A 14,383-nucleotide genomic window follows, 5' to 3' on the forward strand; every position below is an offset into this window, starting at 1 on the left:
AAGACAATCGGTCTCAAGCGATGAGCCATGAATCTGCTTCAGGCTGTTAATAAGCTAATTAATGGATGTTTTCCGGGCAGTGCTTGCGTGAATCGTTTCTCCACTGCCCCGATCAATTGCCTCAAGATTTGCTTCGACAATTTCCTTTACGTAAATAAAATCACGGGTCTGTTCGCCATCACCAAAAAATTTTAAGGTCTGCCCCTTTTGATCCGGAAAGATGGCTACGGCGCCCCCTTCTCCCTTTGCTACTTGTCTTGGCCCATAGACATTGGCATACCTGAGAATGGTGTATGGAAGCTGATAGAATTTGTTCATCAGCCCGAGCCGCCAAAGGAAAACGGTGCCGAATTTTAGAAGAACAATGACTTCCTCGGGTGCAAGGCTCTCGATATCTGCAATATGCAGAACGGCCTGAGAAGAAATGTTTTCCAATCGGCCGGTTCTTAGATTGTCGCATCACCGCAGGCAATAAATGCGTCGACGAGATACAAACCGACAAAACCGGCAGCGCCGGCCACAGTTCTTTCCCCCTCATCGGTTATTCAAAAAAAATAAATTTATATTTACTCTCCTGATCTACCGGGTCTTGTTGCGGGACAGGTTTGATAATTTTTTTGTTTGATGCTAAAGGCGTGAAAGTAACGGCGGGAGGGCTAGGAACCTCAGGTTTTAATATGTTCCCGGAATTTTCAGAAACAGGGCGCTGATAGAGATCCGCAGACACCTTAGGGACAAATGTTTTAACAAGACTGATAGAAGATTTGGATACGACGGGCAGCGGGGACTGTTCGCTTTTCACACTGACTGGCAGTGGGAGAATGTAATACCCGGGAAGTGATGCTTTAATTTTTTCTAATACTTGATGGTCAATTGGTCTAGCATCATCATTTAAATCGGGTGCCGGTTTGTTGTAGGCCTCGATAATTTTTTTGAGTGTTTTAAGGTCGGGCAGCACGTAATTTGGCGGCAGATTATGAACGGTTTTCTCAAAGATAGGTTTGGGCATGAAAATTTGCGGATACTGGGTGGGGGAGGCAAAGAGTGATTGATATTTTTCAACATTTAAAAGGACAACGTCTGCGTGCAGGTCCTTCACAAAGTCAGATGGATCGCTTTTCTTCTTCCACCACAGCTTTTTGCAAAGGTCGGAAATCTTCAAGCAGCAGATGAAAAAGATATATTTGAAATAGTCGATCAGTTTATACATTTTCTCCATCTCTCCTCTTTTCGAAAGTGGCTCGCTGATATATCTTTAAGAGTTCCTTTACGCCCATGTCCATCGACCAGTGGCTCAGTCCCCATGTCCTTGCATTGGCACCGAGGGTTTTTCTGTAATGATCATCAGAAAGGAGCAGGTTCATCTCATTGCACAGTGCCCCTGCGTCTTCTGCTGGCGTTAACAGACCGGTCACGCCATGTTTGATCATTTCCGGTATACCGCCGACGTTACTCGCAATGACTGCTTTACCTGCAATTTGTGCTTCAATGACTGACAATGGCTGATTTTCGATGAGCGTCGGGAGGACGAGAATGTCAGAGTTGGCCAGAAGACTGGGAACATCGTCGCGCTTCCCTAAAAATTGAACAGATTCTCCTAATCCAAGTGAAGTTGCTTGGTTTCTAAGCTCCGCCTCTTTTTCACCGCTGCCGACAATCCAGCATTCCCAGTCATTTCTGATTTGCTTTAGTTCGCCGAGTGCGGAAATCAGGTAGTTGACACCTTTAAGTTCAACCAGTCTTCCGGAATAGATGATGACTTTTTTATCTTTTGGACGTTCAATCGTTGACTTTTCCCGCATTCTTCGGATGAAGTTTTCTGTGTCGAATCCGTAATGAAGTACTTTAAGCTGCTGACTGGGGACGAGAAATTCATTGATCAAAATGTCTTTCAGCCACTCGTTGCCGACAATGGTTGTGTCGGCCGAAATCGCTCCGTCGCGTTCAAGATCATCATAGTAGGCTCTTGCCAGATAAGACGTATCCGACTTATGGATGGTTTCCAGCTGACGCCTGATTTCATGGGCCACGGATCCGTGAAGGGTCGCGATCAATGGTGTTTCAGGTTTTTTAACTCGGTTCATGGCAACTGTGGATAAGACGTCCTGGGTATGGATGATATCATAGTCCTGAACGCCGAAATACGCTGCACTCAGTTCGTAAACATAGCGCTGGAATTCTGTCCATTTGACAAGAAAATTGACGTACATAGCAGGATAATTGTCCTTGGTCAGGTTGGCATTGATTAGCGGGATTACTTTATCTCTAGATAAAACGAGCCCTTTATTCAACAGGGTGACACTTTGATTCGACTCATCATAGCCGAGTAAATCAACTTCGTGACCATATGACTCCAGTTTTTTTTTCAACTGAGTCATATAAGTCCAGACACCACCTACATGCGGAATGGGCCAGTAAGTGGCCAGCAATATTTTCATGATTCACATCTCTCCCTAAGAGGTTCTATACTTTAACTGTATTGTGGAATGACACTATTGGTGTAGGCATGTTTCTTCCTTATAGATAAATAATCTGTTTTGTTAGCCTTAAATGAAGACAGAAGATAGAAGGATGGCCTGCTAATCCAGCAATTACGCAGAATTCCGGGACTTTCCGGCTATTGTCCTGATTTTTTCACAGCTTAAAAAAGCCGGAGTAATTTATGGACGTCAGAGAATCAGACTCTCTTCAAAATGATTTGACTAGGATCATTTGCAGAATGATAGGCGCCCCTTTAGCTGGTATATCTTCCGTGCGAATCACCAGCTTTTCTTTGCTCACTTGATAGCTTTGCCTGGGCTGCAGCATTCCATTGATGAACAGATTCATATAGGATACTTCATCCGGGCTCAGAATTCGTCTGACTCCATGACCGGGCAGTGCGTCGGCCGCTGTGTAAATCCTTTTCAGTCCGTCAGATAAAGCATAAAATTCGTACGTATCCACTTTTTGAGGACTGGAAAAACGTTGTTTCGAACCTTGTTTTATTTTTGGAAAAGACAGAAACGGATGCGGGATGGACGGTGCTTCTTTTGAATGAGAATACTCATGCCCCATTGTTATTTCCTCCTTCCGGAGCATTCAGGCAATCCATAATAGTATATAAAGCATATCGGATGAAAGTGAGTTCATATTGGTAGGTATTTGAAAGGTCACCTAACGTTAGGCGGTAATCTTTTTAGCTCGTTTCTCCGGGCAACCCGTATCGCTGATTTGCACGTTCCGGTCCTCGAAACTTGGCCGACGGTCATGAACGATCTAATGCAGGCGCCGCGATACGACATTGCGCTTTTGGGCTTCGGCCGTTCTCCTTTACCATCTTTAAACAGACTTACTGGGTAGATTTCTTATCTTTCTATTTGCCTGTGTTCGTGGATGTCCTTTTTCCTTTTCATGCATATGGTGTTAATGACCATGAGGGATTCAAAAAGAGGCCGCCGAGGTCATCCCAGTTACTTTTCAAAGAAGTCCAGACGATATTGATCAAAGGGGGAGATGTGATGGGCCTGAAAATTATTAAGCCCGTGTATACTTCTGAGAGTGAGATTACGCTGTCGCCGACTGTCACTCGGTTTTTCTATGAATTGGAACAAGCGGTTCCGGGAGAAACTATTGTGAAAATCGATGCAACTAAATTTTTTGATGACGCAGGTGATGCTGTTGAATCGTTTCCGCCATTAAAGTTAAATAATAGCTTTATTAATGTTTCAATCAATGGCGTGATGCAAATGGAAGATAATGTTGCCTATACTGCCGGTGAGAAGGAGATTGGAAACTTGATGATTACTGTTCCCGAAGGATCGGATATTGCCAAGGGAACGCCCGTTATTGTAGAAGTCATCAATTTTGATCCTGTCTATAAGGCATCCGTGAGTGAGTAGTCGGATATACTGATTTTTAAAAAAAATAAGTGAAGGCTCCATGTTTTTCTATGTGCAGCTTTCGCTTATTTTTAATTCTATGAGAGTTATTCGGGTAAATGCGCAACAAAACATCGGCTACCCCGAAGGACGGGCTTGAAGCCTGTTCGGGCTGGTCGACGTTATTGTTCGCGGTCAGGTTCGCTGTTTGTGAAGAGGCAGAGCAGGATTGTGATCAGTTTAATATAATCGTTAACCTGAATGTCCCGGCAAAGCTCTCCGACAGCAACCGATAACAGTAGGAGAGGCAAAAATCTGCTGTCGTCGATAAACACCACATCCCTTACTTACAGCAGCTTGTAACGCTTAACTTTTTTCCTTTTCCGAGAATTCTTCATGATGCCAGCAATGGTCCGAAGCAACCCTGATTGAAGTCAGTAGAAGGTCATAATCCAATGTCTTTACTGCCTTGCCAAGCGAAGGCAGCACGATCACGATTGGAAAACTTTCAAAACCCTTGACGTAGGCTTCATCATAGGGCATAAAAATCAATCTTGAGCCGCTTGCAGTCAATCTTTTAATTTCGGTTGCTCATTCATGAATGGTAATCGGTTCACGAGCACCGGGCTGGTACAGGGGCAGCCCGACAAAGCCTAAGCCGATTACTGTGATCGGACGCTGCCTCTCTCTTTTGCATTTCAGTTCCATTTCTGTTCCATCTCGTACTTGCAATAACCAGAATATGAAAGGGAAAACGGACGGTTTGGACGAATATAGCCGTTTCATAGAATTAACGGGGGCCTATCTTTGCCGGTTTAAGGGTATTTATGCACGATCAGGAGGGAAATGGGTTTTGAAAAATGGATGAACGTTTGGATGCCATAAATCCGGTATTCACAAAAAAATCACTTTTTTAACACATTGTTTGATTGCCGCCGTTGGAGCACAATGTTATAATTTTTAAGGTAAAAAAGATTTCATGATATTTTTTCCCTTCCGTGGAAAAGATAAGCGTAGCAGGTCTTGCGTCTGTGGAGGCAAGGTTCGGAAGGCTAGGGTTTAGTAATCTTGTGAAAGCGATCACGAAATTTTTTTTACTTTCACAGGTGGATTGGCTTACAGCCTGGCGTTCAGAAACGCCGGGTCAAGAATAAAATTTTTAGGAGGATGTTTGAGCATGGCTTTTAAAATCATTGCATATGGTGTTGAACCTTACGAAGAACACTTGTACGGCGAATTGAACAAATATGGTTATGAAGTGAAACTGGTTAATGACTTGCTGACTGCAGACAACGGTGACTTGGCAAAGGGATTCGACGGTGTCTTGCTGTTCGTTAACTGCCTGGCAGACCGCGCTAACTTGAAAAAATTCAATGACTTCGGTATCAAATATGTATTTACACGTACTGCTGGCTTCAACCACATTGATCTTCAGGCTGCTGCAGACTTTGGCCAGAAAGTTGCCCGTGTACCTGCATATTCTCCGAACGCAATTGCAGAACTTGCTGTTTCATTCGGTACTTCGCTGTCACGCCACACGGTGTACACAACCGGCAGAACAGCGAAACTGAACTTCCAAGTAACTGAAACGATGTTCAGCCATGAAATCCGCAAGAGCACGGTCGGCATTGTTGGCACCGGCCACATTGGCTGCGTTGAAGCTGAACTTTATAAGGGCCTTGGTGCTAAGCTGCTCGGCTATGATATTTTCCAGAGCGACTTTGCCAAGAAACTCGTTGAATTTAAGGAACTGGATGAACTGCTTGCTGAATCGGATATCGTCAGCCTGCATCTTCCTTATTTCCCTGGCAAGAATGAAAACTTCGTTGGTGAAGATTTCATCAGCAAAATGAAAGACGGAGCAATTCTGGTTAATACGGCACGTGGTGAAATCGTTGACGAAGCTGCAGTTGTCAAGGCAATCAAGAGCGGCAAACTTGGCGGCTTCGGAGCTGACGTGCTGACTGACGAGACACGCTTCTTCGGCAAGGACTTCTCGGATGGCAAAACATTCCCTGATGCAACAATCAAGGAACTCCTTGAATTGTATCCGAAAGTCTTGATTACACCTCATGTTGCAGCGATGACGGACGAAGCGGTTTCCAACATGATTTCAACAAGCTATGACAATTTCAACGCTGCAATCAACGGTGAAGATCTTGGCAGAGCTGAAGTTAAGCTGCCGGAATCGGCTGCAAAATAAGTTTGATTTTAAAATCTCATTGAATAAACATAAGGCGGTCGCACATTTTATTTGTGCGGCTGTTTTTTTGTCTGGGAAATTGGAAATTGTCGACTGGGTGGATAACTGCCCGTTAAACGATCTGCGGAACGCTTATGGGCATGGCTAAGCGACACAACGGCGTCACTAAACAAATGCTTAAAGAGCATTTTGATAGGTTCTGGAAGCTTCATTCTAGAAAATGAACCGAATCAAGGAAAAAACGAACCGAAATCGGCTGATATACTCCGCTTGAGATCCGGAACAAAATGCTAAAGAAGTGATAGGCCGCGGAAAATTATTATGTTTTATTTTTTGAAAACATTTTTCAGAATTCTTAATTTATAGATTGACATGGAACTGACCAACGTGTAGACTTAAGGTCAATCACAAGTTTACGAGGTTACTGAGAGGATGTATATGATGTTCCTTGCGCGGATAAGTGGACAGCGAGTCATTATTTTGATTAGCTAGGACTCAGTGAACGACAGTCGGAAAAACCGATGACGTTTGCTCGAGTCCTGTTCGCTTCTGTGCGGGACTTGCGCATGGCCCCATTCAGAGCGATCTGGGTGGGGCCTTTTACATCTGCGGCAACAGGTTGTGATAAAAAGAGAACTTTAAAGAGAAAAAGGAGACGAAACAGAATGAAAATTGTAGTTGTTGGTGCGGGAGCAATGGGTCTGAGATATGGCGTCCTGCTGCAGGAAGTGGGGAACGATGTACAGTTTGTGGATACATGGGAACCGAATGTTGCCGCTATCCAAAAGAATCATGGTGTGGAAGTAACGCGTGACGGAGAGAACCCGCATTTAGTAAACGTGGCCGTACGCTATCCGGAAGAATATCATGGTGAACCTGATCTTGTCATTGTGTTCATTAAAGACATGCATACAGTTGAAGTGATGGAACGCTGTAAACATTTCCTTGGTGAAAATACTTACGTTCTGACTAACCAGAATGGATATGGCGGAGCTGAATATATTGCTCAGTTTGTTGACAGGAAGAAAATCATTGCCGGGACAGCCATGGTTGCAACCGTTATGAAGGGACCGGGCAAAGTGGATTTTGTCGGCAAACGCGGAGCCGGACATGTTCATATTGTAAAAATGGAAGGGGGACCGGATCCGTTTATTTATAAAGTGGCTGATGAAATGGAAAAGGCGCTGATGCATCCTACTGTGCAGACAGACTACATGGGAACGGTGTGGACCAAACTTGTCTTCAATTCTGTTGTCAACACACTGTGCACATTAATGAATATCAAGATGGGTGAGTTCGCGGCTTATAAAAATGCGGAAGAAATGTCGCGGAAGCTGATTTATGAAGCGTATGAAGCGATTGACGCGGAAGGTATTCAGATGGAAGTGAATCGCGATGAACTGGTTAAGCAGATCATGTTCGTATCGGAAGTATCGAACCCGCTGCACTATCCGTCCATGCATCAGGACATGACCACCAACAGGCCGACGGAAGTGGACTATATCAATGGAGCCATCGTCAGGCTCGCTGAAAAGCATGGACTGAAGGCCCCTTATCACTCGATGCTTGTGGATCTCGTGCATCTGAAAGAAGCTTCCCGCAAATATGAAGAGGAATCTGTCAAACAGGGTTAAGCAAAATCTGAACTTCGGATAATCGATCAGTCGGTTGTTTGGAGTTTTTTTGCGGCTTTTTTTCCGATGGGTTAAAATAACAGGAGATAGTTTCACCAAAATAAGGGATGTCTAGGAAATCGCAATTAAAACTGGGGGATATCATGGAAGAAAAATTCAAACGGATTCATATTATTGTGATGGATTCAGTTGGAATCGGGGAAGCATCCGACGCTGCAACATACGGCGATGAGGGCTGCGATACGCTTGGCCATACGGCAGAGGCAATGGGCGGGCTGCACGTCCCGAATCTGGAAAAGTTGGGACTGTCGAATATCCGCCCCGAAAAACCAATTCAAGGGGTAGCGGTGCAGGAACATCCCACGGCTTTTTATACGAAAATGCATGAAGTGTCTGCCGGCAAGGATAGCATGGACGGTCACTGGGAGATGATGGGTCTTCCGGTCATGACGCCGCTTCACACGTTTCCGAACGGCTTTCCGGATGAACTGATCCGGAAGATAGAAAAGTTCAGCGGCCGCAAAGTCATTTGGAACAAACCAGCGAGCGGAACGGAGATCATCAAGAGATTTGGCGAACGGCAAATGAAAACCGGAGAGCTGATCATCTATACATCGGGCGATTCGGTGCTGCAGATTGCCGCTCATGAACAGGTAATTCCACTCGACGAACTTTATGAGATCTGTGAATACAGCCGCAAGCTGACCATCGATGAACCTTATCATTTAGGCAGGGTGATTGCACGTCCTTATATTGGCAACCGTGCGGATAACTTTGAGCGGACAGCCAACCGGCGCGATCTGACTTTGGTGCCGCCTGAGAAAATGGTGATGGACACACTGGTTGAGGCAGGGTTTGAATCACTGGCAATCGGGAAAATCAACGATATTTTCAGTGGGCATGGTATCTCAGAAGGCTGGCACACAGTCAGCAATGAAGACGGGATGAACCGCCTGATCCAGGTGCTGGATCGTGATTTTCGCGGCCTCAGTTTCACGAATCTGGTTGATTTTGATGCAAAGTACGGGCATCGCCGTGAGCCGGTGCTTTTTGGTAAAGCACTCGAAGCTTTTGATCACCAGTTGGGTGAAGCAGTGGCAAAACTGACGGATCAGGATCTTATGATGATCACGGCCGATCATGGCAATGATCCGGGATTCAGAGGAACGGACCATACGCGTGAATACGTACCGTTGCTGATTTATTCTCCCAAGTTTGCAGAAGGGCGGGCGCTTCCTGTCCGTCAAATTTTTTCAGACGTTGGTGCGACTGCGGCAGATAATTTCGGTGTACGCATGCCCAGGGTGGGAACCAGTTTTCTCGATGAATTAAGCTGAAACGGGATGTGGTGCGATGAGAATGGTCGATATTATTGCGAAAAAAAGGGATGGATTTGAGCTTTCTCCGGAGGAAATTCGTTTTTTCATCGATGGCTACGTTGATGGAACCATTCCTGATTATCAGGCGAGTGCTCTGACCATGGCGATTTATTTTCGAGATATGACTGATCGGGAAATCGCCGAACTGACCCGTTCGATGGTCAACTCTGGTGAGACAGTTGATTTGTCAGGAATCAGAGGGATTAAGGTGGACAAGCATTCAACTGGCGGAGTCGGTGATACAACAACACTTGTTTTAGCCCCTCTTGTTGCCTCGGTCGGGGTTCCGGTTGCCAAGATGACCGGGCGCGGGCTTGGTTTTACGGGCGGTACGATCGATAAACTGGAGTCAATCAAGGGATTTCACGCTGAACTGACGCCGGAGAGGTTCATTGAGCTAGTCAACCGTGATCGGATTGCCGTGATCGGGCAAAGCGGCGAGCTCGTTCCTGCCGATAAGAAACTATATGCGCTGCGCGATGTGAGCGGGTCTGTGGAATCGATCCCGTTGATTGCGAGCTCAATTATGAGCAAGAAAATAGCAGCCGGAGCGGATGCGATTGTCCTGGAGGTAACCACCGGAGCGGGCGCTTTCATGAAAGATGAAAAAGATGCGGTACGCCTGGCCGAAACGATGGTGCACATCGGGCAGCGTGTCGGCAGAAAAACCGCGGCGGTGATTACGGATATGTCTCAGCCGCTCGGCCGTGCTGTGGGCAATGCACTTGAAGTTAAAGAAGCTATCGATACTTTAAAAGGGCAAGGTCCGGCCGATCTCAAAGAACTGGTCCTGGCTTTGGGCAGCCTGATGGTGCAATCAGCCGGCAAAGCGGATTCGAAAGAAGAGGCTGAGAAACTTCTGGAAAATTCATTGTCGCAAGGCAAAGCACTGAAGAAATTCCGGCAATTTATAGCCAACCAGGGTGGAAATCCGGATGTGGCAGATCATCCGGAACAATTGCCTCAGGCCAGGTTTCAAATCGAGCTTCTGGCAAAAACTTCAGGTTTTGTGACTGAGATGGCAGCGGATCAGATTGGACTGGTTGCCATGCAGTTGGGTGCCGGAAGAGCAACCAAAGAAGACAGCATTGATTTTGCTGCCGGAATCATGCTCCACAAAAAAGTCGGCGATCCGGTAACGGCAGGGGAATCCCTTCTGACGATTCACTCAGATCATGCCGATGTCGATGATGTGAGAGACAAGCTTTACCGTAGTATCAGAATCAACAGCCATGCGGAAAAACCACGGCTGATCCATCAAATAATTACAGAATGAGAATAAAGGGAGATAAAAAATGGTCAGCCTCGCAAAATATATTGATCATACGGCTCTAAAGCCGAATGTGACAAAAGCAGATATTCTAAAACTGACAGACGAAGCGAAAAAATTCGGTTTTGCTTCGGTATGTGTCAATCCATATTGGGTGAGTCTGGCAGCGCAGCAGCTGAAAGACTCAGAGGTGAAAGTCTGTACGGTTATTGGCTTTCCTCTTGGAGCAAATACAGCTTCAGTAAAGGCCTATGAAACGCGGGAAGCGATTGAGAACGGTGCCGGTGAAGTGGATATGGTGATCAATATAGGTGCACTGAAAAGCGGCCTTGAAGATGCGGTGGAGGAAGATATCCGTGCCGTGACAAAAGTTGCCGGTGGAAAGGCGCTGGTAAAAGTAATTATTGAAGCTTGCTTGCTAACTGATGAAGAGAAAATTAAGGCATGCCGGCTTGCTGTTAAAGCAGGCGCAGATTATGTCAAAACATCAACCGGTTTTTCAACGGGTGGAGCGACTCCTGAAGACGTTGCGCTGATGCGCCAGACTGTTGGGAATGATATCGGGGTCAAGGCGGCGGGGGGCATCCATTCTAGAATCGATGCGGAAGCTATGATTGCAGCTGGAGCTTCGCGGATCGGAGCCAGTTCTGGCGTGAAAATTATTGCTGAATGAGCGACGGGCAGTTGGTTCATCTGCACAAGACTGATAGTCTCAGACTGTTCAAGAGTTTGGCACTTGAAATATATTCATCAATTGTGTTATAATTTTTTTCGTGCTCAATAAAGGGCAATATGACGATAGGGCGTTGGGCAAGTGGTTAAGCCAATGGATTCTCATTCCATGATCACGGGTTCAATTCCCGTACGCCTTATTATTTTTTAAGAGAAACCATCTGATGCGGCCACTCAGGCGTCCGTATTGGGTGGCTTTTGCATTTTTTCGACTTGCAAATTGTACAAAAAGCTGTAATTTATGCCACAGATTATTGAAAACGCTTACGAACGAGGATACAATAGAAATGGAAATAATGTGAACAAATTGTGACGAAAACATTTAAGGTAAACTTCTTGATGAATAGATCGAAGGGGGCGAACTATTTTGGGACGAAAGAAAATTGTCATTCTTGGCGCAGGATACGGAGGGCTCAGGGCATTAAAAAAATTGCAGGATATGCATCCGGATGTCGATCTGGTGATCATTAACAGAAATGATTATCATTGCGAAGCGACTCTGCTGCACGAGGTGGCAGCAGGCACGACAGAGGCTGAGGGTATCTGTTATCCGATCAATTATGTGATTGACAGAAAGCAGACTTTGTTTATTCAGGATACGGTTCTAGGCGTTGATCAGAAAGCAAAGAAAGTGATTCTGGAAAGACATGCACCTCTAGTTTACGATTATTTGCTGATTGCCCTCGGTTTTGAACCTGAATCATTTGGTATACAGGGTATATCGGAATATGCACTTGCTATTTCCGATATTCCTTCAGTAAAGCGGATCCGTCGGCATTTAGAAAATGAGCTGGTCAAATGGCGTGAAGACCCTAATGACGAGCATCTGACAGTTGTTGTCGGCGGCGCAGGATTTACAAGTTTCGAATTTCTCGGCGAATTGACGGATCACCTGCCAAAGCTGGCAGAACGCTACCATATCGATCAGGATAATATGCATGTGGTTTGTATTGAACCAACACCGAACGTGTTACCCATGTTTGATCGACGCCTCGCAGATTATGGCAGCCGGAAATTGAGGGACCGCGGTGTTGAATTTGTCATTGGTCGTGTCAACCGAGTTGTCCCCGGACACGTCTACTATAAAAACGGTGATAATTTAAAAGTGATTCATGCAGGAACCTTTATATGGACGGGCGGGGTAAGAGGCAGCTCTGTTATTGCGGCATCCGGGTTTCGGCAGCATCGCGGCAGGGTTCCGGTAAATGCGGATCTGACCGTTCCTGATGCCGGCGATATCATGATTATTGGTGACTGTTCTGCGGTAATCGATCCGGAGAGCGGGCAGCCCTTTCCGACAACTGCACAGATTGCGATTCAGCAGGCCAACTATGCGGCCTATAATCTGAATGCTCTGGTCAGAGGAAAGCCGATGAAAAACTTTGTTTATAAGACAAAGGGAACAGTCTGCTCTCTTGGGAAAAATGATGCCATGGGCCAGGTGCTGGGGAAAAATTTTAAGGGATATCCGGCATCATTCATGAAGAAAGTGATTGAGAATCGTTCGCTCGTGCAAATCGGCGGTGTTGAAACCATGCTGAAAAAGGGCCGCTTTAACTTTAACAGATAATTATTTGCAAAGAAGAACCGCCTCCGGTATTTATTCCGAGAGGCGGTTCTGATTTATTTGACCCTTGTTAAACGTTCTTTATCTTTTTATAGCAATCTTATTTAATTGTGACAGGTTCAGGGATCTTGGCAAGTGCCTGATCCAGATCCCAGATAATGTCATCCACACTTTCAATGCCGATTGATACACGAATCAAATCCGGTGTAACACCGGTGACAGCCTGTTCCTCAGGGGTCAGTTCTGCGTGTGTGGTGCTTGCAGGATGGATGATCAGTGACTTGGCATCGGCAACATTGGCAAGCAGAGAGAACAGCTTAACATTGTTGATCAGCGTTTTTCCTGCTTCCAGTCCGCCTTTGACACCGAAAGTAAAAATCGATCCGGCACCTTTTGGCAAATACTTCTTGGCCAGTTCGCGATAAGGGCTGCCTTCGAGTTCAGGATAATTGACCCAGGTGACCTTTGGATGGTTGCTGAGGAACTTAACCACTTTGCGCGCGTTCTGAACGTGGCGTTCAACACGGACTGACAATGATTCAAGTCCCTGCAGGAAATAGAATGCGTTCTGCGGGCTGATTGTCGCGCCGGTATTGCGAAGCAGCTGGACGCGGGCCTTTGCTGCGAATGAAGCAGGAGCCAGATCTGCGTAAACCAATCCACCGTAACTTTTATCCGGTTCTGTGAAGTCCGGGAATTTACCGCTTGCGCGCCAATCGAATTTACCGCCATCAACAATGACACCACCGATAGCCGTGCCATGTCCGCCAATGAACTTTGTGGCAGAATGGACAACGACATCCGCGCCGAAATCGATTGGCCGGATTAGATAAGGTGTACCAAAAGTGTTGTCGATAATGAAAGGAATCTTATTTTCATGGGCAATTTTAGCAACCGCTTCAATATCAAGGACGTTGATTTTTGGGTTGCCTATGGTTTCACCATAAATAGCTTTTGTTTTGTTATCAATCGCTGCACGGAAGTTTTCAGGATCATCGGGGTCAACGAATTTAACGTCGATTCCCAGTTTTTTCAGCGTCACGGAAAACAGCTCGAACGTACCGCCATACAGTGTGCTGGCAGAAACGATATTGTCGCCGCTGCTTGCTACGTTCAAAATGGCATAAGTGATTGCCGCCAGCCCTGAAGCGGTGGCCAGCCCGGCCACACCGCCTTCCAGTGCAGCAATGCGTTTTTCAAAGACATCTTCCGTAGGGTTCATGATGCGTGCGTACACATTGCCTGGTTTTTTCAGTTGAAAAAAGTCCGCCGCTTCGTCAGCGTCTTTAAAAACAAATGAACTTGTCTGGTAAATCGGTACGGCACGTGCCCCTGTGGCCGGATCGGGAACCTGCCCGGCATGCACCTGCAATGTTTCAAAACCAAACTGCCTTTTTTCTTCAGCCATTTCGATCTCTCCCTACACTCCTAATTTTAATTAAATAAAATCTTAGATTTGGAAAGAATTACAGATTGGAAAGGGCTGCAAATAAAAAAGCTGCTCCCGCCAGAATAGAGGGAAGCAGCTTTTTCGCCGATTCTTTTCTTATCTGCCAGAATTTAATCTGCTGGAATTAACACCATACACTGCGTGCTGGTTGTCGGGCTTCGCAGGGCCAGTCCCTCCGCCACTCTTGATAAGATTTATTTAATTGACGTTAGTTTACTACCATTTACAAACTTAGTCAACACATAAATACAAGTAAATTGCTGGCTTTAATATATTTTTTTAACTATA

Annotated in this window: 14 protein-coding genes, 1 tRNA gene and 1 riboswitch; of the genes, 9 read left to right on the forward strand and 6 right to left on the reverse strand. The window is 45.8% G+C overall.

Translation table 11 applies throughout. From position 1 onward, the window contains the following. Positions 1–54 precede the first annotated feature (54 nt). From COP04_RS03270 to COP04_RS03285, 4 genes are all read right to left on the reverse strand, one after another. Positions 55–435: an NAD-dependent epimerase/dehydratase family protein gene (locus COP04_RS03270; protein ID WP_100486675.1), complete on the reverse strand. Its 381-nt coding sequence runs from the start codon at positions 433–435 to the stop codon at positions 55–57. Positions 436–541: 106 nt separating this feature from the next. Further along, entirely contained in the window at positions 542–1,210 is a 669-nt protein-coding gene (locus COP04_RS03275; RefSeq protein WP_100486676.1) for a hypothetical protein, read from the reverse strand. Continuing rightward, a complete protein-coding gene (locus COP04_RS03280; RefSeq protein WP_100486677.1) occupies positions 1,203–2,438 on the reverse strand; it encodes a glycosyltransferase family 4 protein in 1,236 nt (411 codons plus the stop codon). The genes COP04_RS03275 and COP04_RS03280 overlap by 8 nt, the downstream gene beginning before the upstream one ends. Before the next feature lie 250 nt (positions 2,439–2,688). Further along, positions 2,689–3,057: a DUF4183 domain-containing protein gene (locus COP04_RS03285; protein ID WP_100486678.1), complete on the reverse strand. Its 369-nt coding sequence runs from the start codon at positions 3,055–3,057 to the stop codon at positions 2,689–2,691. Between the two features lie 443 nt (positions 3,058–3,500). Between COP04_RS03285 and COP04_RS03290 the strand changes: the two genes are divergently transcribed. Beyond that, the gene (locus tag COP04_RS03290) at positions 3,501–3,881 is read left to right on the forward strand and encodes a DUF4183 domain-containing protein (RefSeq protein ID WP_100486679.1); all 381 of its coding nucleotides are present in this window, start codon (positions 3,501–3,503) and stop codon (positions 3,879–3,881) included. Positions 3,882–3,979: 98 nt separating this feature from the next. Then, positions 3,980–4,156: a hypothetical protein gene (locus COP04_RS19380; RefSeq protein WP_157800155.1), complete on the forward strand. Its 177-nt coding sequence runs from the start codon at positions 3,980–3,982 to the stop codon at positions 4,154–4,156. A 70-nt stretch (positions 4,157–4,226) separates the two neighbouring features. On the opposite strand, the gene COP04_RS03295 is transcribed toward COP04_RS19380, so the two are convergent. Next, the gene (locus COP04_RS03295) at positions 4,227–4,403 is read right to left on the reverse strand and encodes a hypothetical protein (protein ID WP_157800156.1); all 177 of its coding nucleotides are present in this window, start codon (positions 4,401–4,403) and stop codon (positions 4,227–4,229) included. Between the two features lie 634 nt (positions 4,404–5,037). On the opposite strand from COP04_RS03295, the gene COP04_RS03300 reads away from it, so the two are divergent. The 7 genes from COP04_RS03300 to COP04_RS03330 all read left to right on the forward strand — a co-directional run bounded on the left by COP04_RS03300 (position 5,038) and on the right by COP04_RS03330 (position 12,648). Continuing rightward, positions 5,038–6,063: an NAD(P)-dependent oxidoreductase gene (locus COP04_RS03300; protein ID WP_100486681.1), complete on the forward strand. Its 1,026-nt coding sequence runs from the start codon at positions 5,038–5,040 to the stop codon at positions 6,061–6,063. Positions 6,064–6,728: 665 nt separating this feature from the next. After that, positions 6,729–7,697: a ketopantoate reductase family protein gene (locus tag COP04_RS03305; RefSeq protein ID WP_100486682.1), complete on the forward strand. Its 969-nt coding sequence runs from the start codon at positions 6,729–6,731 to the stop codon at positions 7,695–7,697. A 143-nt stretch (positions 7,698–7,840) separates the two neighbouring features. After that, positions 7,841–9,034, forward strand: coding sequence for a phosphopentomutase (locus COP04_RS03310; RefSeq protein ID WP_100486683.1), 1,194 nt, complete (start codon positions 7,841–7,843; stop codon positions 9,032–9,034). Between the two features lie 16 nt (positions 9,035–9,050). Continuing rightward, positions 9,051–10,352, forward strand: coding sequence for a pyrimidine-nucleoside phosphorylase (locus tag COP04_RS03315; protein ID WP_100486684.1), 1,302 nt, complete (start codon positions 9,051–9,053; stop codon positions 10,350–10,352). Between the two features lie 19 nt (positions 10,353–10,371). Next, complete coding sequence (gene deoC / locus COP04_RS03320; RefSeq protein WP_100486685.1) at positions 10,372–11,019, forward strand: deoxyribose-phosphate aldolase; 648 nt, start codon at positions 10,372–10,374, stop codon at positions 11,017–11,019. A 127-nt stretch (positions 11,020–11,146) separates the two neighbouring features. Next, positions 11,147–11,218: transfer RNA gene (locus COP04_RS03325), tRNA-Glu, on the forward strand. 227 nt (positions 11,219–11,445) lie between these two features. Then, the gene (locus COP04_RS03330; RefSeq protein WP_100486686.1) at positions 11,446–12,648 is read left to right on the forward strand and encodes an NAD(P)/FAD-dependent oxidoreductase; all 1,203 of its coding nucleotides are present in this window, start codon (positions 11,446–11,448) and stop codon (positions 12,646–12,648) included. A 97-nt stretch (positions 12,649–12,745) separates the two neighbouring features. Here the strand turns inward: COP04_RS03330 and COP04_RS03335 are convergent, their stop codons facing one another. Next, a complete protein-coding gene (locus COP04_RS03335) occupies positions 12,746–14,053 on the reverse strand; it encodes an O-acetylhomoserine aminocarboxypropyltransferase/cysteine synthase family protein (RefSeq protein WP_100486687.1) in 1,308 nt (435 codons plus the stop codon). Between the two features lie 135 nt (positions 14,054–14,188). Then, positions 14,189–14,289: riboswitch (SAM riboswitch) on the reverse strand. Positions 14,290–14,383: the final 94 nt, after the last annotated feature.

Origin of the sequence: Sporolactobacillus pectinivorans, from assembly GCF_002802965.1 — a bacterium.
GTDB lineage: Bacteria > Bacillota > Bacilli > Bacillales > Sporolactobacillaceae > Sporolactobacillus > Sporolactobacillus pectinivorans.